The following is a 23,721-nucleotide window of genomic DNA, read 5'->3' as shown; positions in this document are numbered from 1 at the left end:
TTAATTTTGATTTTTAATGTTTATTTGATGACTAGAAAATCAAAAACACTGATAGATTTATCTCAATAAATACCAAGTTACGCTTGTGATTTTATTTGTATGATATTGTTTATAAAGTTTTTTTTGATTTTTATAGTGTGATTTTTTTTATTTTATATATTTTAATGCAACTTTTTTGTCATTCGTATATTAGTGTTTGCCTACTTGTTAAATGCAGGTAACAACTTCTCCGTAAGCACGAGGTTGTTAGTGAATAACTCACCCAGTTACATAATGGATATGACAATGAATAAGAAACTTTTAGCGCTAGCAATTTCTGGTGCAGTATTTGGTACACAGGCAGTTGCTGTAGAACTTTACAACGAAGACGGCACAACATTCTCTGTTGGTGGTCACGTATCAGTTGCAGTTGGTGACGTAAACAGCGATGACCGTCAAAACAGCGATGACATCGGTGTAGAGTCTGTTTCTCCACGTATCAACTTCGGTGCAACTCACGAGCTTGGCAACGGCTTTACTGCTGACGCTAAAGGTGAATGGGCGCTAAACATGCTTGACGGTGGTGAAGAGTCATTCACAACTCGTCTTGGCTACGTTGGTCTTTCTCACGACGATTACGGTCGTGCAGCAGTAGGTACTCAATGGGCACCTTACTACAACGTTGCTGGCGTAGCAGATATGCCAATCGCATTCGCGAATGACTTCATCTACGAAGATCACGGTAACCTAGGTACTGGTCGTGGTGAAGAGATGGTGAGCTACGGCAACGCTATCGATTTCGGTAACGCTGGCTCTCTAAGCGCAGCTGTTGCTTGGCAAGGTCGTAAGGTTGATGGCGCAACTACATACGGTAACCGTGGTCAAGTTGCATTGAACTACGCGATTGCTGACGTTACTGCAAACTACGCTTACAACACCGGTGATGTTAAGTACTTTGGTGCTGGCTCACAAACTGCTGACTCTCACGTATTGAGTGCAACTTACGGTTCATACGGCGCGGAAGGTCTTTACCTTGCTGGTGTATACGCAATGAATAACTACATGAACTCTGGTAACGGCCAGATTCTTGAAGAGTCAGTTGCAGTTGAATTGCTAGCTTCTTACGCATTATCTAACAGCCTTAACCTAAGCGTTAACTACGAAGCTGTAGAAGATGACAAGATGAGCGAAACAGTATTTGCTACAACTGCTCTACAAGCTGAATACAACTTCACATCTCAGTTCGTAGGCTTTGCTGGTTACCAGTTCGATCTACAAGGTTCTGGCGTGTACAAAGAAAAAGCTGACGACCAGTGGCTACTTGGTGCTCGTTACTACCTATAAGTCGCAGACTTATTTAGCATAGTGTTTACTCCTTAAGTTTACCTTTTAGGATACTGTCCTAGACACCATGCTAAGCCCTCTCAAGCCTTTTGGTTTGAGAGGGCTTCTTTCGTTTTAATGCTCTTCAAATTTAACTGCCTACTTTAGTTTCATTTTCTCTAATTTATGTAAGCCGATGACTCTATTTCTGGTGGGTAGGTCGAGATATACACCGATATTGACCTAAAAGTATTCAAATCAATGAATTGAGCTCAAGATCAGAATTTAGAGATCGGTAATCATCTTGTCGAAGACTCTCATTTTATGATGCGCTAAACTCTGCTCTCTAAAAATAGTTCAGGGATAAACTATGAGCAGCGTTGTAGATCAGAAACAATTGATGAATTCGAAACGAACAGCAACCCCAACAAAAGTACTGTGTGTTGGGCGTAACTATGTCGATCACATTGAAGAACTTAACAATGCGATCCCTGACTCTATGGTGGTTTTCAATAAGCCGAGCACCAGTGTTACTTCCTCTCTGTCTTCTTTTCATCAAGAAGCGCTGCACTACGAAGCAGAGATCTGTTTTATTGTTGAAAACGGTGAATATTCTGCAGTGGGATTCGGCTTAGACCTTACCAAGCGTGAGTTGCAAAGCAGTTTAAAAGCCAAAGGTTTACCTTGGGAGCGTGCCAAAGCCTTTGATGGTTCGGCTGTCTTTAGTCGCTTTGTTCCCGTTGATAATTTTGATCTCTCTGACTTAAACCTAGAATTATTTATTAACTGTGTCCGCGTTCAAAAGGGTCACGTTGAGCAGATGCTGTATTCTCCACAAACTATCCTAGAAGAGCTCTCTTCTTACACGACTTTGCTTGATGGTGATGTTGTAATGACAGGTACCCCAAAAGGTGTTGGTGAGGTCCATCGAGGTGATATCTTCCTTGGCCGTCTAAAGTGTGGTGAAACGACATTGATTGAGATCGAGTGGGTAGCAAGTTAAGTAGTCTTTTCTATTTGGTTAATAAATTTGCTTTATTGTTCATTGATGGTGTTTAATTCGAATCTTTTACTATCTTACAACTAATTGCATCTGGAATGGTGTTGGTAATTGATATAAAATCCGCCTCCGTTTTTATCAATACTGAAACCCATGATCGACTTAGCCATCCTACCTGTTTACCTGACTGCCGTTGTTGCACTTCTCCTTTTGCCGGGCCCTGATATGTTACTCATCGCGAGCTCAAGTATGAGCTATGGCCGCAAGGTTGGTGTGTTTGCAAGTTTGGGTAACGCGACTTCCGGAATTATCCTGACAGTATTGGCAGCAATGGGTGTTTCAGCATTGATTGCGATGAGTCCAGTGGCGTTAAAAGCTCTTCATCTGTTAGGCGGTACCTACTTATTAAAAATGGGGTGGGATTGTCTTCGAACAGAGCAGGGCAATGCGCCTGAGTTAAGCGACAACTTTGCTGCAAAAGCCTACTATCAACGAGCATTGATTAGTAACCTGCTTAACCCTAAAGCGTTGGTTTTCTTTGTGATGTTCTTACCACAGTTTGTGTCGACGAATATTGAAGCGACTTCTGGTGAACAGATGCTCGTTCTGGGTTTATTGTTGAATGTTCTCGGCTTAACGTTCAACTTTTTGCTGGTGGCTTTAGTGGGTACGATTGGTAAGTCTCTCGTAGAGAATGCTAAGTTTCGTACCTATCAGCAGAAAGTGATGGGCGGAGTCTTCATCGTGCTGGCTATCTGGATGTTGTCCTCTTTCTTTACTTCGTAGACGAATCAACCCAAACATCTTCTCGCGGTTAGCCGCTGAGACAAAAATGGACGCTTTGAGCGTCCATTTTTTATTCCTAGCAGTTACATATTGCACTTTATAGAACTGATGTTTTGAAAACGATGATTCACTAAGCGTTCAACTCTTGCTGGTGTTGTTCAATCAGTTTATTCATGTCTTCTTCACCGCGTAGGCGAGTGTCTTCGTATGTTTCTGTCCCTTCGAACTTTGTTACCGTCTCATAATAGACTTTCACTTTTGGTTCTGTGCCTGAAGGTCGGACGATAATGCGTGTGCCATCTTCTAGGTGATAGATGAGAACATCACTTGAAGGCAGGTTAATCGCTTCAGTATTGCCACCAATGACGAAGCGCAAAGAAGACTGCAGATCTTCAATCACAGAGATAGCAACACCGTTTATTGCTTTAGGTTGTGCCGTTCTGAGTTTAGAACCTATTGATGGTGAATCTGGGTCAAGAGCAATGCTTCGCTGCGCGTTGGTATGAACACCATGTTCAAATGAAATTTGAGCGAGAAGATCCCAAACGGTTCGGCCTTGAGATTTTAACTCCTCAACTAATTGAGCAAACACGACGATAGCCGATAGCCCATCTTTATCTCGTACCTGAGTGCCGATTGTGTAACCAAGGGCTTCTTCATAGGCGAACAAGAACTCATTCTGCTCATCCTCCAACTGCATCCCAATATTCGCCAACCATTTAAAGCCCGTTAGCGTTTGAAAGTAAGTCGCACCGTGGGATTGAGCCACTTTTTCAAGCAGAGTTGAAGACACGATGCTGTTACCAACTAACTGGTTTTTGGTATGCGGCTTCGACAACAAGTAATGTGCGAATAGCACGCCGACTTGATCGCCTGTTAGCATTTTATAGGAAGCATCATCAGTTCTAGCTGTATCGTCAGTTCTGACCGCAACGGCGAATCGATCTGCATCTGGATCGTTGGCACAAGCTATGTCGGCATCGACACTTTTTGCGAGGTTAATAACGAGATCCATTGCCCCTTTTTCTTCGGGGTTCGGGAAGTTAACGGTCGGGAAGTTACCATCAGGCTCTCTTTGTTCAGCCACACTGAATACTTTGTGGAATCCAGCATCGTGAAGAAGATCTTCCGCCATTTTTGCCCCCACCCCATGCATTGCCGTGTAGGTGATGGTGGTATTCGCCGATTCAAGAGTGTTATTCACGTACGGACTTTGATTAATAGCAGCACGGTACGTTTGATAATAACCCTCAGTTAACCACACCAGTTTACCTTGCGTTTCGGCATCACTTAGGCTCATTAATGGGATTGGCTTGGTTGAAGCGACATCGATTTCGCCGGCAATACCTGCATCGTGAGGGGGAATGATTTGAGCGCCATTCTCCCAGTATACTTTGAACCCATTGTATTCCGGCGGGTTGTGGCTCGCCGTAACAACAACAGCGGCAGCCGCATTGAAATGCTCAATACCAAAAGCAACAATAGGGGTTGCTGCGACATCGGAGGTTAGGTAAACCTTAATCCCCAAAGCTGTAAGCACAGAAGCGGTATCAATGGCGAACTGCTTTGAATCTAAGCGCCCGTCATAGCCAATAACGACGCCACGGATGGTGGCATTGGCAACATGTTCTATTAAATAGTGACCAAGCCCGGTCGCAGTTTCTTGTATCACCAAGCGGTTCATTCTATTTGGACCGCATCCGACTTTGCCTCGTAAGCCCGCCGTTCCGAATTCCAATCGTTGACTAAAGCGGTCTTCTAATTCGTCGTGCATTCCCTCATCGATGAGGTGTTGAAGCTCTTCACGAGTTCTTGGGTCTGGGTCTCTCGCTAACCAGTTCATTGCATCTTGCATAATCACTAAACCTTTTAATGTCGGTATGACTTACTGTTGAACTAATTTAAGTGATATTGATTATCATTTCCATGAAAGCAATCGTAAAACTCAATATAAAATAATTTATAACGGCGAGGGCGCGTGGATTAAGCCACTCTCAATAATTGACTGTTTAATAAGTAAACTTACCTTGAACAATTGGATATCACTAACTAGCCTTTTACATAAATATAACAAAACTTAACAAATTCGCCGTTTTTGAATCTTTCATGGAAACTTCCAACGCTTATGAGCCGTATTAGTTCTTAGGTTGAGATGAGGTCAGCAGCCCGTTTACAGGCAAGTTCCTGTGAGTTGTAGATTGAGATTCAGTCTTTCATGTGCAGCTGGAGTAACAATGAATGTTGTTCAGCTCGCAATGACATATAGCTAGTAATTAAACATAGCTCGCAACGATATATGGCTCGCACGACATTTAGGTCACAAGTATCCAATTAGGAAGGATAAGGAGAGATCTTTTGAAAAGATTACTGGTTAGGCTAGGGTGGCTTTTGAAAAGTTTTGTTGTGGTTTTGGTATCGCCTTTGGTGCATGCCAGCACTGAATACAACATGACTCAAGGTGTCACTGAGATCAGCGGTAAGGTGTATGAACTTCATATGTTGATCTTCTACATCTGTTGCGCGATCGCTTTCGTTGTTTTTGGTGTGATGTTTTATTCGATTCTGAGACACCGTAAGTCGAAGGGAGCGGTTGCAGCTCATTTTCACGAAAGTACCAAAGTCGAAATTCTTTGGACCATCATTCCTATTATCATCCTCATCGCTATGGCGATACCCGCCACTAAAACCTTGATAGCGATGGAAGACACCTCCCAATCAGATCTGACCGTTAAAATCACAGGGTCACAATGGAAATGGCATTACAGCTATTTTGGTGAAGACGTTGAGTTTTTCAGCCTCCTAGCAACCAGTGACAAAGAGATTGAAGGCATCGAAGTGAAAGGCGCGCATTACCTGCTAGAGGTTGATAAGCCGCTTGTACTGCCTATCAATCGTAAAGTCCGCTTTTTGATGACTTCCGATGATGTTATTCACTCATGGTGGGTGCCTGCTTTTGCGGTTAAGAAAGATACCATTCCCGGTTTCATTAATGAGGCGTGGACAAAGATCGATGAGCCTGGCGTATACCGAGGTCAGTGTGCTGAATTGTGTGGTCGTGCTCATGGCTTCATGCCGATTGTGGTACGTGCTATGGAAGAAGACGATTTTGACGCATGGTTAGCGGAGCAGAAAGAATTGGCGATAGCCGCACAACAAGCTGCGCAAGATGCGCTAGATGCGTCACTTTCCTTAGAAGAATTGAATGCCATCGGTGAAGAAGTTTACAAAACCCGTTGCGCCGTTTGCCATCAAGTCAACGGAGAGGGTATTCCCGGCGCATTTCCTGCCATTAAAGGAAGCCCTATAGCACTTGGTGATGTGGGTGTTCATATCGATACCATTGTTTATGGTCGCGGAGGCACCGCAATGCAGGCATTTGATAATCAATTAACCGAGAAAGAGATTGCTGCGGTAGTGACTTATCAAAGAAATGCTTGGGGTAATGACACTGGCGATGTGGTTCAGGCTTCAGATGTGAACGCTTATAAGGCGAAGCAAGAAGGAGGGTCTGACAACGAACAAAGTGAAACGAACAGTGAACAAGGCTCAACGGATGAGGCACAAAACGATGCTAAGGAGCAGTTATGAGTTCGCCAATCAATAAGCCGGTGAAATCGGCTCCCGCAGAAGATCAAGCACTGAGTCATTCAGCTGAAGGTTCATTGGACAGCCATGATTTACCTCATGATGATCACGACTCACATGCTGCTCCCAAAGGTTGGGCACGTTGGCTTTACTCAACCAACCACAAAGACATAGGTACACTTTACCTTTGGTTCAGCTTTGCCATGTTCTTAACAGGCGGCGCCATGGCGATGGTGATCCGTGCGGAGTTATTCCAACCGGGGTTACAGCTCGTTGAGCCAGACTTCTTTAATCAGATGACTACCGTACACGGTTTAATAATGGTGTTTGGTGCCGTAATGCCTGCATTCACAGGTTTGGCTAACTGGATGATCCCAATGATGATTGGTGCTCCAGACATGGCGCTGCCGAGAATGAACAATCTCAGTTTCTGGATTCTACCTTTTGCTTTCTTGATCTTAATTGGTTCTTTGTTTACTGAGGGAGGCGGCCCGAGCTTTGGTTGGACATTTTATGCGCCGCTCTCGACAACTTATGGTCCTGATAGTACGGCGCTGTTTGTGTTCTCAGTTCATATTATGGGGATCAGTTCGATCATGGGGGCGATTAACGTCATCGTAACCATAGTGAACATGCGCGCGCCGGGCATGACTTGGTTCAAGTTACCGATGTTCGTATGGACTTGGTTGATTACCGCTTTCTTATTGATAGCCGTCATGCCTGTACTCGCGGGAGCCGTAACCATGGTACTAACGGATAAGTACTTTGGGACGAGCTTTTTTGATGCTGCGGGTGGCGGGGATCCGGTGATGTTCCAGCATATATTCTGGTTCTTTGGACACCCTGAAGTATACATCATGATTTTACCGTCTTTTGGTATTGTCTCTGCCATAATCCCGGCATTCAGTGGCAAGCGTTTATTTGGTTATCACTCGATGGTGTACGCAACATGCAGTATCGCACTGCTGTCATTCTTAGTGTGGGCGCACCACATGTTCACTACCGGTATGCCAGTATTTGCCGAGCTGTTCTTCATGTATTGCACCATGTTGATCGCAGTGCCTACGGGAGTGAAGGTGTTTAACTGGGTGGCGACGATGTGGCGGGGTGCTTTGACCTTTGAAACACCAATGCTGTTTGCTATTGCCTTTATCGTTCTATTCACGATTGGTGGGCTATCTGGATTGATGCTTGCTATCGTACCTGCCGATTTCCAATACCACGATACCTACTTTGTTGTGGCTCACTTCCACTATGTTCTGGTGACAGGTGCTGTGTTCTCAATTATGGCCGCCGCCTATTATTGGTTGCCGAAATGGACAGGGCATATGTACGACCACAAGCTCAGTCTGTGGCATTTCTGGACATCGGTAGTATCGGTCAATGTGTTGTTTTTCCCAATGCACTTTTTAGGGTTAGCCGGAATGCCGCGTCGTATACCGGATTATGCGATTCAGTTTGCTGATGTTAACCAAGTCGTGTCGATAGGTGGCTTTGCCTTTGGTTTGTCTCAGCTGATCTTCTTATGGTTAGTTATCAAGTGTGTGAGAGGCGGGGAGACTGCGCCAAGCAAGCCTTGGGACCGAGCTGAAGGTCTAGAGTGGACAGTTCCTAGCCCTGCCCCTCACCACACCTTTACTCATCCACCTAAAGTTGATTAAAGGGAATAGCCATGAGTGATAAACAAAGCGACCTAAATTCAGAGAAGCAGCAGCCAAAGCACCCGTCTAAGAAGCGCTCGACTAAGAAGTTGACAGGTTATTTAGTTTTGAGTGTGGTTGCGATGTTTGGTTTCGGCTTTGCTTTGGTGCCGCTCTACGATGTGATGTGTGATGCTTTGGGGATTAATGGCAAGACTAATAGCGTTTCTGTGGTTCAACCTCAAGGAATGCAACCTGACTACTCTCGTACTGTTCGAGTGGAGTTCATGTCGCACATTAAGCCTGATATGCCTTGGCAATTTTCGCCCGAAGTTCGTGTTTTAGAGGTTCACCCCGGTGAGGTGGTTCAGACTAACTACATTGCCAAAAATCTTTCTGGATCCTCATTGGTTGGCCAAGCTGTACCATCGGTTTCTCCAGGTATGGGGGCAACTTACTTCAATAAGATGGAATGCTTTTGTTTCAATCAGCAGCCATTGGACGGACACAAAACCGCTGAAATGGGGTTGATATTTTACATTGAGCCCGACATTCCAGAATCAATACATACGCTTACGCTCTCTTACACGTTGTTTAACATCACGAGTCAGGTGAGTGGAGAGGCAAATAAGCCTGAGCCTAACGTGCTCGCAAGTAACTAGGGATTTACAGAACCAGTATCAACATAAGGAGTTGAGCGATGAGTTCTAAAAAGGAAGTTTATTTCGTTCCACATCAAAGCCACTGGCCATTAGTGGGTGCCGTTGCATTGTTTTTGGTCGCGGTTGGCGCTGGCTTGACGGTGCAAAACATGGGTACCGATTCCGCTGGTGGTGTGTTTGGAAAAGCAGTGCTGTTAGTTGGGTTTTGTGTGTTGCTTTACATGCTCGCAGGTTGGTTTAGCAATGTGATCACCGAATCGCTAAGCGGCCTCTATTCTGAGCAGATATCTCGTTCGTTTCGACAAGGTATGAGCTGGTTCATCTTCTCTGAAATTATGTTTTTCGGTGCTTTCTTTGGCGCACTTTTTTATGCTCGTATGATTTCTGTGCCTTGGATTGGTGGCGCAGGCAACAATGCAATGACTCACGAAGTGCTGTGGCCGATGTTTCAGTCGATATGGCCGCTGACCACCACACCAGATGGTGTGACGACGCAAGCAATGCCTTGGCAAGGTATCCCGCTTAAGAACACCATTATCCTACTGCTTTCCTCTGTGACGCTGCATATGGCACATATCAGTCTTGAACAAAATAAGCGTATGGCTTTGATCGTGTGGTTAGAGATAACCATTGTTCTGGCTGGCTTCTTCCTGTTCTTCCAAGTTGAAGAGTACCTTCACGCTTATCAAGAGATGGGGCTGACGCTTCAATCCGGCATCTACGGCAATACCTTCTTCTTACTGACCGGATTCCATGGTTTGCATGTGTGTTTAGGAACGATTTTTTTGATTGTGTTACTGGCGAGAGTTGCGAAGGACCACTTCACTCCGAAAGACCACTTTGCGTTCCAAGCGGGCAGTTGGTATTGGCACTTTGTCGATGTGGTTTGGTTAGGTCTGTTTGTGTTTGTTTATGTGCTCTAACGAAATATATCGGTCTAGCTGTTAGGTTTGTATGGGCTTAATAAGGGCGAGGGTTGGGAGTTATCATTCCTGAACCTAACGCCAGTAATAACAGTAGCACGACAACGGCTGACCACATGACTCGACGACCCAAGAAGTGACTCAGTCTTTTGCCATTGTGTTTACCTGAGGCGATTTGGATTAGACCTTTCATCAAATTGAAAGCGATAAAAAACAGCAAAGCGACCAATACAATTTTAAACAACAACACAAAGGTAGATGACGCCATAGTGATAACTCCAAACCGATTGATTGATGATGAACACAAGTTCCGCAGTAAAGGTTTTTGGATAGCGGTTGTTTTAACTGTGGTTTCAGTCGGCATTTTAATCAAGTTGGGTTTGTGGCAGTTAGAGCGTGGTAACGAGAAATTGCGTTATGAACAACAGCTATCAGAAAGAGCGCAGCAATCGCCGAGGTCATTGGATGCGGTTATCTCTGAATGGAAGGACTCGCGTATACAAGCGCAAGGTGCATCTGAACAGCTGTCTTTAAATGGTTTGAAGGTTGATGTGGAATTGGAAACACCAAGTGGTTTAGTGGTCTTGTTAGACAATCAGGTTAACCAAGGAGCGGTGGGGTATGTGATTTACATGTTGGGTGAGGTTCGCTTTAAAGATGAAAACGAGTCTTTAGTGGCCGAAAAGCAGTTATTGATCGATCTGGGGTTCGTTGCGGCAAGTAATGACAGAAAAGAGCTTCCACAACTAGGAAACATAACACTACCAACCAATATGTCAGGGCGTTTGTACACTCGTTCAGTGAATCCTCTAAGTCATGAGCTGGGTTTAGAAAACACAACGCCTAAAAGAATTCAAAACATCAACATCACAGCGTTATCAGAGTACACAGGACAAGCCGTTTTACCCTTTGTCTTCCAACCGCAAAGCTTAGAATCGTGGCCTTATGAGTTGTTATGGCGGCCGACGGCAATGAAATCTGAGAAGCACTTCGGTTACTCATTTCAATGGTTTGTAATGGCAGCGGTACTTTTGTTTTTGATGTTGTTAATTGGCTATCGGTACCTAAAAGCGACACCTATCACGGAGAACAACGATGGATAAGTCTCAAGCACAAGTGAACAGGGAAAGTACCGAGGCAAACATGGCTGAGCTCAGAAGCCGTCGTACTAAAGGGCGCTTGGTATTAATTGGACTTGTTTTAATTTTCGCTTTGCCAGCCATTATCGCCAAAACTGTATTGGACCAGAATTGGTATACCTCGGGTGTCACTAACTCAGGCGAATTGGTAGAACCAAGAATTACATTAGCGGATTTCGGCGTAACGGTACCCATGGCAGGAGAGGATTGGGTTGTGGGTTATATCGCACCGATGGAGTGCGAAAGCTTGTGTGAACAACAACTCCATTATTTGAATCAAAGCTACTTAGCGTTAGGGAAAAACAAAGAGCGAGTGACCGCCGTTGTTTTCGTCTCAGAAGGTAACTCGTTGTTGGGTTCGCTCAACAAGCCTGATTTGTCGTTTTTAGCTGGTGGTGATCAATTAAGTACTGAGTTTGCACCCGCTTCTATTGTCATAATTGACCCACTCGGGCAATTGGTTATGGAATACAAAAGTGTTTCTGATCCTTCGCAGCTAGTCAGCCAATCTAAAGGCATGATTCATGATCTAAGAAAGCTGCTTAAGCTGTCACGAGTTGGGTAGTTAATCAGCTTAAGTTGATAAGCTTGAGTTGATGAGCTTTAGCAGATTGCGTTAATGCTGAGTGTTGTTAGTGAAAAGGGAATAAGTATAGGGAGATAAACGATGCAGAATAAAGCCCCTGATTTGCTCATACACATGATGAGATTAACTATCTTGTTAACCCTTACCGTGATTGTGCTCGGCGCTTATACCCGTTTGTCTGATGCTGGCCTTGGCTGTCCTGACTGGCCTGGGTGCTATGGAAAGATCACCGTTCCCTCGAATACCCAAGCCGTTAATCAAGCCAATCTACAATTTCCAGAACGAGCTCTCGAAGCAGACAAAGCTTGGATAGAGATGATCCATCGCTACTTTGCAGGAACATTAGGGCTGCTTATCTTTGTCGTTGTTGCTTGGTGTATTAAAAAGAATATAACAGCTGCTGGTCTTCCGTTACTTATCTCTGCAACCGTGATATTTCAGGCTTTGCTTGGAATGTGGACGGTGACTCTCAAGTTGATGCCCGTTGTGGTTATGGCGCATTTGATGGGGGGCTTCACGTTGCTGTCACTGTTGTGTCTGCTCTACTGCCGTTTGTCTCAATTCCAAAACCGTTTCGGCGAGGCTTCCTATTCTTCACCACTTAAAGTCTCGGCACTATTCGGATTACTCATTGTGGTCGGGCAGATACTGCTCGGTGGCTGGACATCGTCAAACTATGCCGCTCTGGTGTGCACCCAATTACCCATCTGTGAGGGAAACTGGGTAACTTATCTCGATTTCAAAAATGCTTTCGATTTTGCTCAACACGGACATGATAATTATGAGTTTGGTGTGTTGGAGTATCCAGCAAGACTTACCATACATGTCATGCATCGTTTTGGTGCTATTGTTGCCACATTAACTGTGTTGATGATTGTGTATCAACTTTGGAAGTTGGGTAAAGCACCTCAACAGAAGCTGAGTATCATTGTTGCGATGGTGTTGTTTGCTCAAGTCAGTTTGGGGATTAGCAATGTCTTGTTCCACCTGCCGATATCCGTTGCGGTTTTGCATAACCTAATGGCGGCAATGTTGCTTGTGAGTATGGTTGTGACTAACTTTGTGGTGTGGCAGTACAAACCAAGCGAGTGTTTGGCTAAGAACAATGTATTACAAGGAGGTAATCATGGTCAGTAGAACGTCGACACAAAATAGAGTGGTGGTTCAAGACGCAGCTTCAAGTCAAGAGATAGCTGCCAGCGGTGAAAGTGCTCTAAAAAATGAGCTGGCCTCGAAAAGCAAAACCACTTGGAAGGTCTATTTAACACTGACCAAGCCCAAGGTGGTTGCTTTGATGCTGCTAACTGCACTGGTTGGGATGTGCTTGGCCGTGCCGAATGGATTGCCTTTACAACAAACTGTGTTCGGAATGATTGGGATAGGGTTAATGGCAGGTTCAGCGGCTGCGTTTAACCACTTGATCGATAAAAAGATCGATGGGCAAATGACTCGCACTAATCGACGACCTTTACCGTCGGGTGAACTGAGTAGTGTGCGTGTGTTCAGTTTTGCGTCTGGTATCGGCTTACTTGGGTTTGCCACGTTAGTGGTGTGGGTCAATCAACTGACCGCTTGGTTAACCTTTGCAAGCTTATTAGGTTACGCAGTGATTTATACCATGTATCTGAAGCGAGCGACGCCGCAAAACATTGTGATTGCAGGGATCGCAGGCGCAATGCCACCTCTACTAGGCTGGACGGCGGTTACCAATGAGTTGCACTCAAATGCTTGGTTGTTGGTGATGATCATCTTTATTTGGACGCCTCCGCACTTCTGGGCGTTGGCAATTCATCGTCGTGATGAGTATGCCAAAGTGAATATCCCCATGCTGCCTGTGACCCACGGAATCGAATACACTAAGACTTCTATTTTGCTCTATACCTTGTTGTTGAGCATCGTATGTATATTGCCGGTGTTAGTCGGCATGAGCAGCTGGATATATTTGAGCGCTTCATTGGTGCTCAACGCTGGGTTTGTTTACCACGCTTGGGTACTTAAGTATCGTGATGAGCCTAATATGGCGATGAAGACCTTTAAGTTCTCCATCTATCATCTCATGATCTTGTTTGTTGCTCTGTTGGCAGACCACTATCTACTTTAACAACTGGCGTTTTTACTTTTACTGAACAAGAAAACGGATGCTTTGGGCATCCGTTTTTGTTTGGTTGATGACTAAAACTCACTTAATACAAAGTAAGTATCTAGCGAGTACTTAGTCCACTTTGTTCCAAGCACTTTGCCAGTGTGAACCGACACCTGGTTCGTACTGAGTTGCTGTTGGAGCCCATTGAACACAGTAACCAGAGTATGGGAACTCTTTACACTGATAAACGCCGCCGTCGCTGCTCAGAACCTTAGTTCCTGCTGTGTAAGACTCAATGCTTTCAGGGAATATGAAGTCATAATCGCCGGCTGGTGGAGGCGTTTGCTCGTCCATTAGATGGAAATCAAGCGTATTTTGATCTACTAGGTTACCTTGGTCATCTTTCGTCACAACTACAAGCATGTGGTGGCCTGCTTCCGACTTAGATAGAGTGAGTTGAACATCTTCAACTTGTCCGTCTGATAACTCAGATTTCTGAGATGCAAGTGCTTCACGGTGATGGTTGTAAACGGTCAGTTCTGCTTGAATATCGCCAGTTGCCGCTAATGTAAGATCAAGCTGTGTAGGTTGGTTCTCATCAATAACATACTCAGACTCTAGGCCTGTGACTTCTAACTCATGATCTGGCTCTGGAGTATCAATCTTGTAACCGATTTCTACGCTCTTAAAGCCTGAACCTGATTTTAGATAAACAGGGTTAGTGCCGTACACTGGCGCGAAATCGTTTTGATCGTTTAACTGGCCCGCTTTGATTTGCGTTTGCTCTTGATTGATCTTAGAAGCAAGCGCGTAAGACCAGTTGTTTGCTTTACCTTGCTCGTTGTTCTCAATCACTAGCTCTGTACTGTATGAAGCGTTCTCACCAGATTGGTCGAAGACACGAGTGTAAACTGCGTCGCCTACATTCAGGTCTTGAGTTGGATTGATTTGACCGCCTTGATCCCAATCCGGGATAACAGGGCCATCGCCGTCAAATTTTACATCGATAACGTTGTAGAAAGCCGCTGCAGTATCACCCACATCCCATACAGCAAGAATCATTTGATAACCTTCACGCTCTGGTACATTACACAAGTGGCTGACTTGCATCGGTGGTTGTTCCATATTGCCTTCAACGACGCAGAATGGCGTTAAATCAAAAGAACTGCGTGCTAAAGGTTGGTTTGGGTTCCAGTCGGGTTGCGTAATGTAATATTTCCAATCACGGGTTTTGTGGTTCGCTGTGAACGTCCACTCAAAGTACTGAGATCCAGATTTGATAGGGCGCTTAACCCAGCGGTCTGCGGTTTGCTCATCTAGCGCTGCCGCTAAAGAAGATTGTGCACTAGCGATTTTTCCATCGGCAGGGCCGACTTCAGGGAAGCCCTCAGGGCCTTCTACACTTTGTGGTTCATATTGAATACCACCACAGCCTGTGTTTTTTTGTTGTGTATCACTCGCTGGGAATTTACACAACGCGACACGGCTTTCTGCTACGCCATTATCGTATGCCGAGACATAACCGTGACCGAAGCTTGCTCCACTGACGCTAAGTAGCGATAGCGCGATGAGCGATTTTTTTGGGAGTTGTTTCATTATTTGTCCTTACTGTATTTGGCCGACAAAAAAGAGAACACTCCGGCATGCATTTACACTTAAATTCTATTAAGTGGCGGCCCCGCTATCATAGACTGAATATATGTCGACAGACCGGTGGCTTTGCGTCCTATTCTTTCAAATAGTTTGCCAGAAGTGAGTTTGAGCAAACGAAATGTAGCCAACAGCTTTTATAAATGCGACACAATAGATTTAAATGTGGAATGCTAATCTCGAACTTATAATTCTTAATACAAATTAACTTGCCATATGTGTTCCTAGGTAACATATAAACAATTGATATAAATAAAGAAAGTAATTGCTCTAATTGTTTTTGTGAATGATTAATGGTTATTATTCTTTGTTCCGTACACCGATTGAGCGCATATCAAAACCAAACCTTTGGTTTCCACTAACCGAACGCTGACATGCTGTGTATGAAAAGCCGGACAATTGATTGGTACGAATTATATAAAGGAGTCGGTATGGAATTTACAGAGCAAGACAGAGATGCGTTGTATCAAACGTGGATGTCACAAAAGTCGCGAATGCGAATTACGCAGATGGAGTTTTCGAAGAAGCTAGGCATGAACCAGCTTGATTTCTCAAGAGTGCTAAGAGGGGAGACAGCATTGACTATGTCTTTCATTAGTCACTTTTGTCGCTTACTTCATTTAGAACCTAGGAATGTGTTCCCTTCACTCAAAGAAGGTAACCAATCTGGACCTAAAATAGTTTATTTGAAAAGTAGAATGAGTGTTGATGGTGAAATTCAAAATGCTTACATCGAAGGAAATCAAGTAATCGTAGAGTATGCACACACCGTTCAGCATGATTAATTTTAAAGCTAGCTTTGATTTTTAACTCCTTTCCTACAATCCTTTCACTTAGGGTATGGCATACTTGGTTGAAATATTGAATTTAATCTAAGTGCGCTATGAAACCTTTAAAATTTCTCTTGTTTGTCGCAACCTGCATTTTCATGTTTGGTTGTGCCGGCGGCCCGATTAAAACCGCAACCAAATTTACTACTTATGAAGATTTTCGACCTGGACCTGGTGGCGGTGTCGATTTAGTGTGGGCAAGGGTTGGGCTACGTGACGAACAACGTTTGAAATCTAAGTTGGATGACTATGACTCTGTGGTGATCGACCAAATCTTTGTTCTTGCAGAAGAAGGGACGTTGAATCAAGAAGAGATTCAAGAGCTCACTGACCATATGATTACCCGTTTGGAAGAGAAAATATCGCCTCACAAAACGATTGTTAATGGGCCTACGGGTAAAACGTTACGTTTAAGCATTGCCTTGAGCAACGTTGAAACACCAAATCCTATCCTAGCCGTAACCAGTAGTGTTCTACCATTCGGTCTTGCTATATCGACCATATCTAAGGTGGCAACTGGTGAGCACACCAATGTGGGCAGCGCTAGTGTCGAACTATTGGTAAGCGATGCTCAAGAGGGTACGCCATTATTTGCTGCCATAGATCGTGAAGCGGGTAATAAAGATTTTTCGACGATGATTGATTCGTTGGACGACGCCAAAGACGCGATCAATTATTGGGTTGAACGTTTAGGTGATACTCTACAGAACATCGACGATGTATAGAAAGAGCACGTAATGCTAGAGAAAGAGAACCTGATTAAACTTGCTAGAATGCAGATGCCATTTGGCAAATACGCTGGTCGCACATTGATCGACTTGCCTGAAGAATATTTGCTGTGGTTTGATAAAAAGGGATTCCCTAGCGGTGAGCTAGGCGACTTATTAAAATTGTGCCTTGCGTTGAAAATCGAAGGGCTTGATAGTGTCGTCAAACCTTTGAAAAGAATGTAATTTAATTGAAGCTCACGCTAATAACGTGAGCTTTTTTATTTTAGATTATCATTAGATATTACGTGTATAGTGGGATTTGAAAAACAATGGACCTTATCCCGAGATAAATTGCGCAATCGATAGCGTGTAAATAATGTTATACGGGGTGTTTTAAATATAAAACACAAAAAAAATTGCGTTTTTTTTGAATTAGTGATTGAAACTAGAGTTTTTACTAGTTAAGTTACAGGGAACAAGAAGATAAGTGCTGATGGAAAGTTACGTGAGATAACCTACATTCAGCTCAAGGATAGAAAATAGGAAGAAGTAAGCGATGTTTCAGACTGATGATGTAAGAATTAACAAAGTAAAAGAGTTATTACCACCTGTTGCTGTTTTAGAAAAGTTTCCAGCGACAGAAATTGCTTCTTCTACAACCTTTGAAAGCCGTAAAGCGATTCATAATATTTTAGAAGATAGCGACGACCGCTTACTTGTTATCGTAGGCCCATGTTCTATTCATGACACAGAAGCTGCACTTGAATATGGCAAACGCTTGAAAGTGTTACGTGATGAACTAGGCGATAACCTTGAAATCGTAATGCGTGTTTATTTTGAAAAACCACGTACAACTGTTGGTTGGAAAGGTCTGATTAACGACCCATACATGGATGATACGTTCAAGCTAAACGATGGTCTTCGTCTAGGACGTAAGCTACTGCTTGACCTAACTGATATGGGAATGCCGACGGCAAGTGAATTCCTAGATATGATCACGCCTCAATACGTTGCTGACCTAATTAGCTGGGGTGCAATTGGCGCACGTACGACTGAATCTCAGGTTCACCGTGAACTTGCTTCAGGTATTTCTTGCCCTGTAGGCTTTAAGAATGGTACTGATGGCAACATTAAGATCGCAACCGACGCGATTCGTTCAGCGAGTGCTTCTCACCACTTTTTGTCTGTAACTAAGTACGGTCACTCCGCTATCATTGAAACTGCAGGTAACCCTGATTGCCATATCATCCTACGTGGTGGTAAAGAGCCAAACTACAGTGCAGAGCATGTAAGCAAGATTAAGGAAGAACTAAAAGCTTCAGGTCTTCCAGAGAAGGTGATGATTGATTTCAGCCATGCGAATAGCTCTAAGCAGTTTAAACGCCAAATTAACGTATCTGATGACGTAAGTGCACAGATTTCAGGTGGTGATAAAGCTATTTTTGGTGTGATGATTGAATCTCACCTTGTTGAAGGTCGCCAAGACTTGGTTGACGGCAAAGCAGCGACATACGGTCAGTCTATTACCGATGCTTGTATTGGTTGGGAAGATACTGAAACAGTACTTCGCCAACTGGCAGATGCTGTTGAAGCTCGTCGTAACAAGTAAACTAATTACAGTCAGCGACTAAGCGACTGAAAATTCAAAGCCCTTATTAGCAATCGCTAGTAAGGGCTTTTTTGTGGCTCTTAGTTGAAAATTAGTTAAAAACTGGAAGTGCTTTGTATTCTTAAATGAGAAAAGACAGTAACTCGTCGACTTTAAGTGACAGTAAAGTTCTATCTTGCTTGGTTTCCACGTTGAGGCGTATCAACGGCTCTGTATTGGACTTTCGTAAGTTGAAGCGCCATGTCCCCATATTCATGCTGAGCCCGTCTGTGTGATCGATCTCAACAGCATTATCTTGATAGTGTGACAACACACAAGCCATGACTTGTTCTGAGTTTGAAACTCTGCGATTGATCTCTCCGGAAGAAGGGAATCTATCCATACTTGCGCTGGTCAATTGGTGAAGAGATTGTTGAGTTTTCGACATCAATTCAATAACCAGTAGCCAAGGAATCATTCCTGAATCGCAATAACCAAAATCACGAAAATAATGGTGCGCACTCATTTCACCACCGTACACAGCGTTTAATTCTCGCATCTTCTCTTTGATGAGCGCATGCCCTGCTTTGGCTGCAACAGCCTTCCCACCAAATTTGTTGGCGACTTCAATCGTGTTCCATGTCATACGCATATCGTGCAACACAGTCGAGTTAGGTTCTTTTAACAAGAAGGCTTCTGCTAGCAAGCCAACAATATAGTAACCCTCAATGTAGTTGCCTTTTTCGTTAAAGAAAAAGCAACGGTCAAAATCGCCATCCCATGCAATACCAAGGTCGGCCGAATGTTCTAACACAGCATTTCGAGTCGCTATTTGGTTTTTTTTAATCAATGGATTGGGAATACCATTAGGGAAGTTTCCGTCAGGAGTATGGTGAACTTTGATGAAGGTGATAGGGGCACTGAGTTCGTTAAATTTCTTCTCTAAAGCATCAATGACATGTCCTGCAACACCGTTTCCTGCGTTAACCACAATCTTCATTGGTGAAAGTTTAGAAGGTGTTATGTAGGAGAGCAGGTGGTCTACATAGGGAGCGAGAATACTGGTCGATATGCCTGAGTTATTTGATTGAACATGAAAGATCGGCAAATCGGTGTTCAGCTCTTGATTCAGTACTTTAATACGTCGTTTGATTTTATCTAAACCACTGTTTTTACTGATGGGGCTAGCATCAGCACCGACCAATTTCATTCCGTTGTAATTGATTGGGTTATGGCTGGCTGTGATTTGTATTCCGCCAATCGCTTTTAGGTGACGAGTCGCAAAGTAGACTTCTTCAGTGCCAGTCATCCCAAGATCAATGACGCTTATCCCGGACTCGATTAAGCCTGCAGTAATGGCTTCTTGCAGTGACAAAGACGTTTCACGGTTATCTCGACCAATAACGACTGGAGGCCATGCACTTGGAGTCTTGGCATTTCCTGACAGGATATATTCACCAAACGCCTTTCCAAGCAGATAGGCAAACGGCTCATTGATTTGGCTACCAATGATGCCGCGAATGTCGTTGTTCTTAAAGCAGCTAAGATCTAATGTTGGTTTCATTTGATTGAAGTCGCTTCTATTTCTATTTTTTGTTCTGAGACGAAGAAGCTTGTTCGCTTCGAACGTCTCGCCCATAGCTGTCTTGATATCGAATGATATCGTCTTCACTTAAATGGCTGCCGGTTTGAACTTCAATCATTTCAAGAGGTGTCTCGCCAGGGTTCTCTAAGCTGTGGATGTGACCTAAAGGGATGTAAGTCGATTGATCTTCTTCGACGAGATAGGTTTTCTCATCGTTGGTCACCTTCGCAGTGCCAGCTACTACTACCCAATGTTCCGCTCTATGATAATGCATCTGTAGTGAAAGCTGATGACCCGCTTTTACAGTGATACGCTTAACTTTGTCTCGCTTTCCTAAATCAATCACATCGTATTTACCCCAAGGCCTCAATACCTCACGATGATGAATATGCTCCGTTCGACCTGCTTGACTTAGTTGACTAACAATCGATTTTACACCCTGAACCTTGTCTTTATCTGCGACTAATATGGCGTCTTTGGTCTCGACAATAATCAGGTTATCGACACCGACAGTAGCAACTAGCTTGTTTTCAGCATGGATGTAGTTGTGTTGAGAGTCGACGGTTAACACGTCACCTTCAATGACGTTGTTATGCTCATCTTTGTCGCTTACATCCCAGATAGCAGACCATGAGCCAATATCATTCCAACCGACATCCATCGGGATCACAGCTGCGTGCGAGGTTTTCTCCATCACGGCATAATCGATGGAATCGCTTGGGCTACTTTTGAATGCTTCAGCGTCGATACGGATAAAGTCGAGGTCGGTATTTTGCTTTGCAAGAGCGAGTTTACAAGCCGCTAATATATCGGGGTGGTGTTCGGCGAGTTCTTCAAGATAGCGTGATGCCTTAAACATGAACATGCCACTGTTCCATAGGTACTGTTCTGAGCGGATGTATGCTTCTGCGGTTGCTTTATCGGGCTTTTCTACAAAGCACTCAATGTCGTAAGCATAATGGGTTGGTTGGTCTGTAATGTTGGTTTCTAGTTGTAGGCTAGAGATAAGAGGTTGCCCTTGTTTGATGTAGCCATAGCCAGTCTCTGGAGCATTTGGGGTTATACCGAATGTCACCAGTTTGCCTTGTTTTGCGTAATCAACACCACGGTTAATCGATTGTTGAAATTCAGAGGTTTTAGCGATGTGATGGTCGGCAGCAAGCACTAATAAGATTGGGTCAGCCGCTTCTCTTTTAGTCTCATGAGATTTGGTCAAAGCTTGCAAGGCTGCAAGTGCGATGGCTGGCGCAGTATTTCTACCGACAGGTTCTAACAGAATGCCACTGTGCAGGACGTTAGCTGAGCGAATTTGTTCAGCAGCGATAAAACGATGCTCTTCATTACAGATGATGAATGGCGCATCGCAGCTGCTATCCGTTAGGTGTGCGTCGATACCTTGCAGGCGTTGAAGTGTCTGCTGAAGCATCGACTGTTCGCCAGCAATATTCAGGAATTGCTTAGGATAGAGCTCTCGAGACAGTGGCCAGAGGCGGCTTCCAGAGCCGCCAGCTAGGATGACAGGTAAAATCATAGAGTGGTAATTGTGTGCATTAGAATACTGCCATCATATTACCACGCTTCACGCTTATTACTTATCGATAACCAAGAAGGATGCTGACTATCGATGACCTTCCGTAGGAGAGTTCAACATATCTTTGGGATCGCTAACATTCTGATTATCACCTAGGCTCTGAACGCTGTTATGACCTTGAACATTAGAAAAGTCTTGAGGGTCAATCTTGAGTGTCTGTGTTGGGAACGCGATGTCTGCATTGTGTTTATGAATAATCGCCAGAACCTGTAACAGAACGTCTTGCTTCACTTTGTGGTACCTGATCCAGTTGACCGTTTTTGTGAAGGTGTAGATAAAGAAGTTCAGTGTTGATGGTCCAAATTTGTCAAAGTTAACGATTAACGTCTGTTTGGCATCAATATCTGGGTGGGCCTCGAGCATGGTTCTTACATCATCAACAATGAGCGCCAATTTGTCTGCATCTTGATAACGAAGACCAAAGGTTTCATTGATTCTACGATTTAACATTCTCGATGGGTTCTCTACCACAATACTACTGAACACCGAATTTGGAACGTACAAAGGACGCTTATCAAAAGTGCGGATAATCGTCATGCGCCAGCCAATGCGTTCGACAGTACCTTCGATTTGACGATCGGGAGAGCGTATCCAATCTCCGACTTTAAAAGGGCGGTCGAAGTAAATCATCATGCCGCCAAAGAAATTCGACAGTAGATCTTTAGCGGCTAAACCGACGATTAAACCACCGACACCACCAAAGGTAAGCAAGCCCGATAGGCTCAGCCCAAACGCCTGCATGATGGTTAAACCGCCCATCACCATAAAGAACAGTCGAGCCACCTTTGCTATAGCTTGTACTGTGGTTTCGTCTCTGGTTTTTTGCTCTAAGACATACTCTTCAGAGTTACTGATCATTCGCAGCGTAAACCAAACAAACGTAGATATGATCAGTATGTGTTTGAGTGTTCTTAGCCAGTTGATTTCATTACCAAACTGGTCTTGAAGAATCAAGCCAACAGACACGGTAGCAGGCCAACACCAAAGCAATGTACTGACAGGTGTTTTTAAGGCCTCTAGCAGTAGGTCATCCCAATGAAATTGGGTTTTTTTGACCAAGATTTCCAGGCGATTATGGACAATTCGCCAAGCGACCCAAGCGAAAAAGCTCGCAATAGTGATGAATAGGACGCTATTTGCCCAATCGCTATGGCTCTGGTTGATGTAGGTTTGTACTTGGGTTATGAATTCATTCATTGTGTGTACTGCCGCAGAAATTATGGGTTAGAAATTAGCAGAAATCACTTTTGTTCTCTACCTTTATAAATCAATCGATTAGCTGACAATTGTATCTCTACATGGATATATAGTCGTTTTTTTGTATGAAGACAATTTTGTTATTTGTTTTCGATGCTACGTAGCTTTGTAAGTGGAGTAATAAATGAGTGACAAACAATATGCAGTTATCGGCTTAGGGCGTTTTGGGTTATCTGTATGCAAAGAGCTACAAAGTTCAGGGGCGCAGGTGCTCGCTGTCGATATTGATGAAGAGCGAGTGAAAGAAGCGGCTAATTTTGTTTCACAAGCGATTGTTGCGAACTGTACGAGCGAAGAGACAGTTAAAGAACTAAGGCTGGACGATTACGATATGGTGATGGTGTCGATTGGCTCTGATGTTAACTCCAGTATTCTAACGACGCTAGTGGTAAAAGAATCAGGCGCAAAAGCCGTTTGGGTGAAGGCGAACGATAAGTTTCACGGCAAGATCCTTTCTAAGATTGGTGCCGACCATATCATCATGCCCGAGCGAGACATGGGTATTCGAGTTGCGCGTAAAATGTTGGATAGACGCGTTCTTGAGTTTATCGACCTTGGCAGCGGTTTAGCGATGACGGAAATTGTTATTGGTTCTAATTTTTTGGGTAAGAAACTTGGTGACCTTAAGCTGTGCAAAGAAAATGGTGTTGAGGTACTTGGTTTCAAGCGAGGCCCGAACCTAACTAAAGCACCTGAACTGGATGTGAGTTTAGAAATTGGGGATGTGGTGATCATCGCTGGGCCGAAGGAGACCTTATCTAGAAAGCTACGCAATTGGTAACTGGCAATCGGAAATAAGGTAAC

22 protein-coding genes and 1 riboswitch are annotated in these 23,721 nt (G+C 44.0%); of the genes, 16 read left to right on the top strand and 6 right to left on the bottom strand.

Going from position 1 to position 23,721, the window contains the following annotated elements; all coding sequences use genetic code 11:
- Positions 1 to 285: 285 nt before the first annotated feature.
- The 3 genes from L3V33_RS04100 (at position 286) to L3V33_RS04090 (ending at position 3,088) form a co-directional block, all read left to right on the top strand.
- A complete protein-coding gene (locus L3V33_RS04100; RefSeq protein ID WP_237289247.1) occupies positions 286 to 1,323 on the top strand; it encodes a porin in 1,038 nt (345 codons plus the stop codon).
- Positions 1,324 to 1,672: 349 nt separating this feature from the next.
- Positions 1,673 to 2,305 carry a fumarylacetoacetate hydrolase family protein gene (locus L3V33_RS04095; RefSeq protein WP_102444995.1) on the top strand — a complete coding sequence of 211 codons (633 nt, stop codon included), beginning with the start codon at positions 1,673 to 1,675 and terminating at the stop codon, positions 2,303 to 2,305.
- Between the two features lie 150 nt (positions 2,306 to 2,455).
- On the top strand, positions 2,456 to 3,088 hold the full coding sequence (locus L3V33_RS04090) for a LysE family translocator (RefSeq protein ID WP_004730073.1): 633 nt from the start codon (positions 2,456 to 2,458) through the stop codon (positions 3,086 to 3,088).
- A 130-nt stretch (positions 3,089 to 3,218) separates the two neighbouring features.
- On the opposite strand, the gene L3V33_RS04085 is transcribed toward L3V33_RS04090, so the two are convergent.
- Positions 3,219 to 4,943 (bottom strand): phospho-sugar mutase, encoded by a 1,725-nt coding sequence (locus L3V33_RS04085; RefSeq protein ID WP_237289246.1) that lies wholly within the window; start codon positions 4,941 to 4,943, stop codon positions 3,219 to 3,221.
- A 500-nt stretch (positions 4,944 to 5,443) separates the two neighbouring features.
- Between L3V33_RS04085 and coxB the strand changes: the two genes are divergently transcribed.
- Genes coxB through L3V33_RS04065 form a run of 4 tightly spaced genes read left to right on the top strand, consistent with a single transcriptional unit; the run spans position 5,444 to position 9,898 of the window.
- Positions 5,444 to 6,676, top strand: a complete 1,233-nt coding sequence (gene coxB / locus L3V33_RS04080) for a cytochrome c oxidase subunit II (RefSeq protein WP_237289244.1) — start codon at positions 5,444 to 5,446, stop codon at positions 6,674 to 6,676.
- On the top strand, positions 6,673 to 8,334 hold the full coding sequence (ctaD, locus tag L3V33_RS04075; RefSeq protein ID WP_017075835.1) for a cytochrome c oxidase subunit I: 1,662 nt from the start codon (positions 6,673 to 6,675) through the stop codon (positions 8,332 to 8,334). Before coxB ends, ctaD begins: the two co-directional genes overlap by 4 nt.
- A gap of 11 nt (positions 8,335 to 8,345) precedes the next feature.
- Positions 8,346 to 8,975: a cytochrome c oxidase assembly protein gene (locus L3V33_RS04070; protein ID WP_237289242.1), complete on the top strand. Its 630-nt coding sequence runs from the start codon at positions 8,346 to 8,348 to the stop codon at positions 8,973 to 8,975.
- 38 nt (positions 8,976 to 9,013) lie between these two features.
- Positions 9,014 to 9,898, top strand: a complete 885-nt coding sequence (locus L3V33_RS04065; RefSeq protein ID WP_017075833.1) for a cytochrome c oxidase subunit 3 — start codon at positions 9,014 to 9,016, stop codon at positions 9,896 to 9,898.
- A 37-nt stretch (positions 9,899 to 9,935) separates the two neighbouring features.
- On the opposite strand, the gene L3V33_RS04060 is transcribed toward L3V33_RS04065, so the two are convergent.
- Positions 9,936 to 10,166, bottom strand: coding sequence for a DUF2909 family protein (locus L3V33_RS04060; RefSeq protein ID WP_029225153.1), 231 nt, complete (start codon positions 10,164 to 10,166; stop codon positions 9,936 to 9,938).
- Between L3V33_RS04060 and L3V33_RS04055 the strand changes: the two genes are divergently transcribed.
- From L3V33_RS04055 to cyoE, 4 genes are all read left to right on the top strand, one after another.
- Positions 10,054 to 11,001, top strand: coding sequence for an SURF1 family protein (locus tag L3V33_RS04055; protein WP_346730217.1), 948 nt, complete (start codon positions 10,054 to 10,056; stop codon positions 10,999 to 11,001). The genes L3V33_RS04060 and L3V33_RS04055 overlap by 113 nt on opposite strands.
- Positions 10,994 to 11,602, top strand: a complete 609-nt coding sequence (locus L3V33_RS04050) for a hypothetical protein (protein ID WP_237289239.1) — start codon at positions 10,994 to 10,996, stop codon at positions 11,600 to 11,602. Before L3V33_RS04055 ends, L3V33_RS04050 begins: the two co-directional genes overlap by 8 nt.
- 102 nt (positions 11,603 to 11,704) lie before the next feature.
- Positions 11,705 to 12,760: a COX15/CtaA family protein gene (locus tag L3V33_RS04045; protein ID WP_108118094.1), complete on the top strand. Its 1,056-nt coding sequence runs from the start codon at positions 11,705 to 11,707 to the stop codon at positions 12,758 to 12,760.
- Positions 12,750 to 13,724, top strand: a complete 975-nt coding sequence (cyoE, locus tag L3V33_RS04040) for a heme o synthase (RefSeq protein WP_237289238.1) — start codon at positions 12,750 to 12,752, stop codon at positions 13,722 to 13,724. The genes L3V33_RS04045 and cyoE overlap by 11 nt, the downstream gene beginning before the upstream one ends.
- Before the next feature lie 111 nt (positions 13,725 to 13,835).
- Here the strand turns inward: cyoE and gbpA are convergent, their stop codons facing one another.
- Positions 13,836 to 15,302, bottom strand: coding sequence for an N-acetylglucosamine-binding protein GbpA (gbpA, locus tag L3V33_RS04035; protein WP_237289236.1), 1,467 nt, complete (start codon positions 15,300 to 15,302; stop codon positions 13,836 to 13,838).
- A 72-nt stretch (positions 15,303 to 15,374) separates the two neighbouring features.
- Positions 15,375 to 15,464, bottom strand: a riboswitch (cyclic di-GMP riboswitch).
- A gap of 323 nt (positions 15,465 to 15,787) precedes the next feature.
- Here gbpA and L3V33_RS04030 point away from each other — a divergent pair.
- The 4 genes from L3V33_RS04030 to aroG all read left to right on the top strand — a co-directional run bounded on the left by L3V33_RS04030 (position 15,788) and on the right by aroG (position 18,505).
- On the top strand, positions 15,788 to 16,141 hold the full coding sequence (locus L3V33_RS04030; protein WP_054547100.1) for a hypothetical protein: 354 nt from the start codon (positions 15,788 to 15,790) through the stop codon (positions 16,139 to 16,141).
- 98 nt (positions 16,142 to 16,239) lie between these two features.
- Positions 16,240 to 16,911 carry a DUF3313 domain-containing protein gene (locus L3V33_RS04025; RefSeq protein ID WP_054547099.1) on the top strand — a complete coding sequence of 224 codons (672 nt, stop codon included), beginning with the start codon at positions 16,240 to 16,242 and terminating at the stop codon, positions 16,909 to 16,911.
- Positions 16,912 to 16,923: 12 nt separating this feature from the next.
- Entirely contained in the window at positions 16,924 to 17,139 is a 216-nt protein-coding gene (locus tag L3V33_RS04020) for a DUF3820 family protein (RefSeq protein ID WP_004730103.1), read from the top strand.
- A gap of 313 nt (positions 17,140 to 17,452) precedes the next feature.
- Complete coding sequence (gene aroG, locus L3V33_RS04015) at positions 17,453 to 18,505, top strand: 3-deoxy-7-phosphoheptulonate synthase AroG (RefSeq protein WP_237289227.1); 1,053 nt, start codon at positions 17,453 to 17,455, stop codon at positions 18,503 to 18,505.
- A 121-nt stretch (positions 18,506 to 18,626) separates the two neighbouring features.
- Here the strand turns inward: aroG and L3V33_RS04010 are convergent, their stop codons facing one another.
- The 3 genes from L3V33_RS04010 to L3V33_RS04000 all read right to left on the bottom strand — a co-directional run bounded on the left by L3V33_RS04010 (position 18,627) and on the right by L3V33_RS04000 (position 22,857).
- Positions 18,627 to 20,048 (bottom strand): phosphomannomutase CpsG, encoded by a 1,422-nt coding sequence (locus tag L3V33_RS04010; protein WP_237289225.1) that lies wholly within the window; start codon positions 20,046 to 20,048, stop codon positions 18,627 to 18,629.
- Positions 20,049 to 20,070: 22 nt separating this feature from the next.
- The gene (locus L3V33_RS04005) at positions 20,071 to 21,600 is read right to left on the bottom strand and encodes a mannose-1-phosphate guanylyltransferase/mannose-6-phosphate isomerase (RefSeq protein WP_171307991.1); all 1,530 of its coding nucleotides are present in this window, start codon (positions 21,598 to 21,600) and stop codon (positions 20,071 to 20,073) included.
- Between the two features lie 87 nt (positions 21,601 to 21,687).
- Entirely contained in the window at positions 21,688 to 22,857 is a 1,170-nt protein-coding gene (locus L3V33_RS04000; RefSeq protein ID WP_017094663.1) for a mechanosensitive ion channel family protein, read from the bottom strand.
- A gap of 184 nt (positions 22,858 to 23,041) precedes the next feature.
- Between L3V33_RS04000 and L3V33_RS03995 the strand changes: the two genes are divergently transcribed.
- Entirely contained in the window at positions 23,042 to 23,698 is a 657-nt protein-coding gene (locus L3V33_RS03995; protein ID WP_017079662.1) for a TrkA family potassium uptake protein, read from the top strand.
- The last annotated feature ends 23 nt before the right edge of the window (positions 23,699 to 23,721 follow it).

It is taken from the genome of Vibrio sp. A2-1 (assembly GCF_021728355.1).
Classification (GTDB): Bacteria; Pseudomonadota; Gammaproteobacteria; order Enterobacterales; family Vibrionaceae; genus Vibrio; species Vibrio splendidus_K.
Note: the sequence above shows the minus strand (reverse complement) of the source record. Positions and strands in the feature narration are given on the sequence as shown.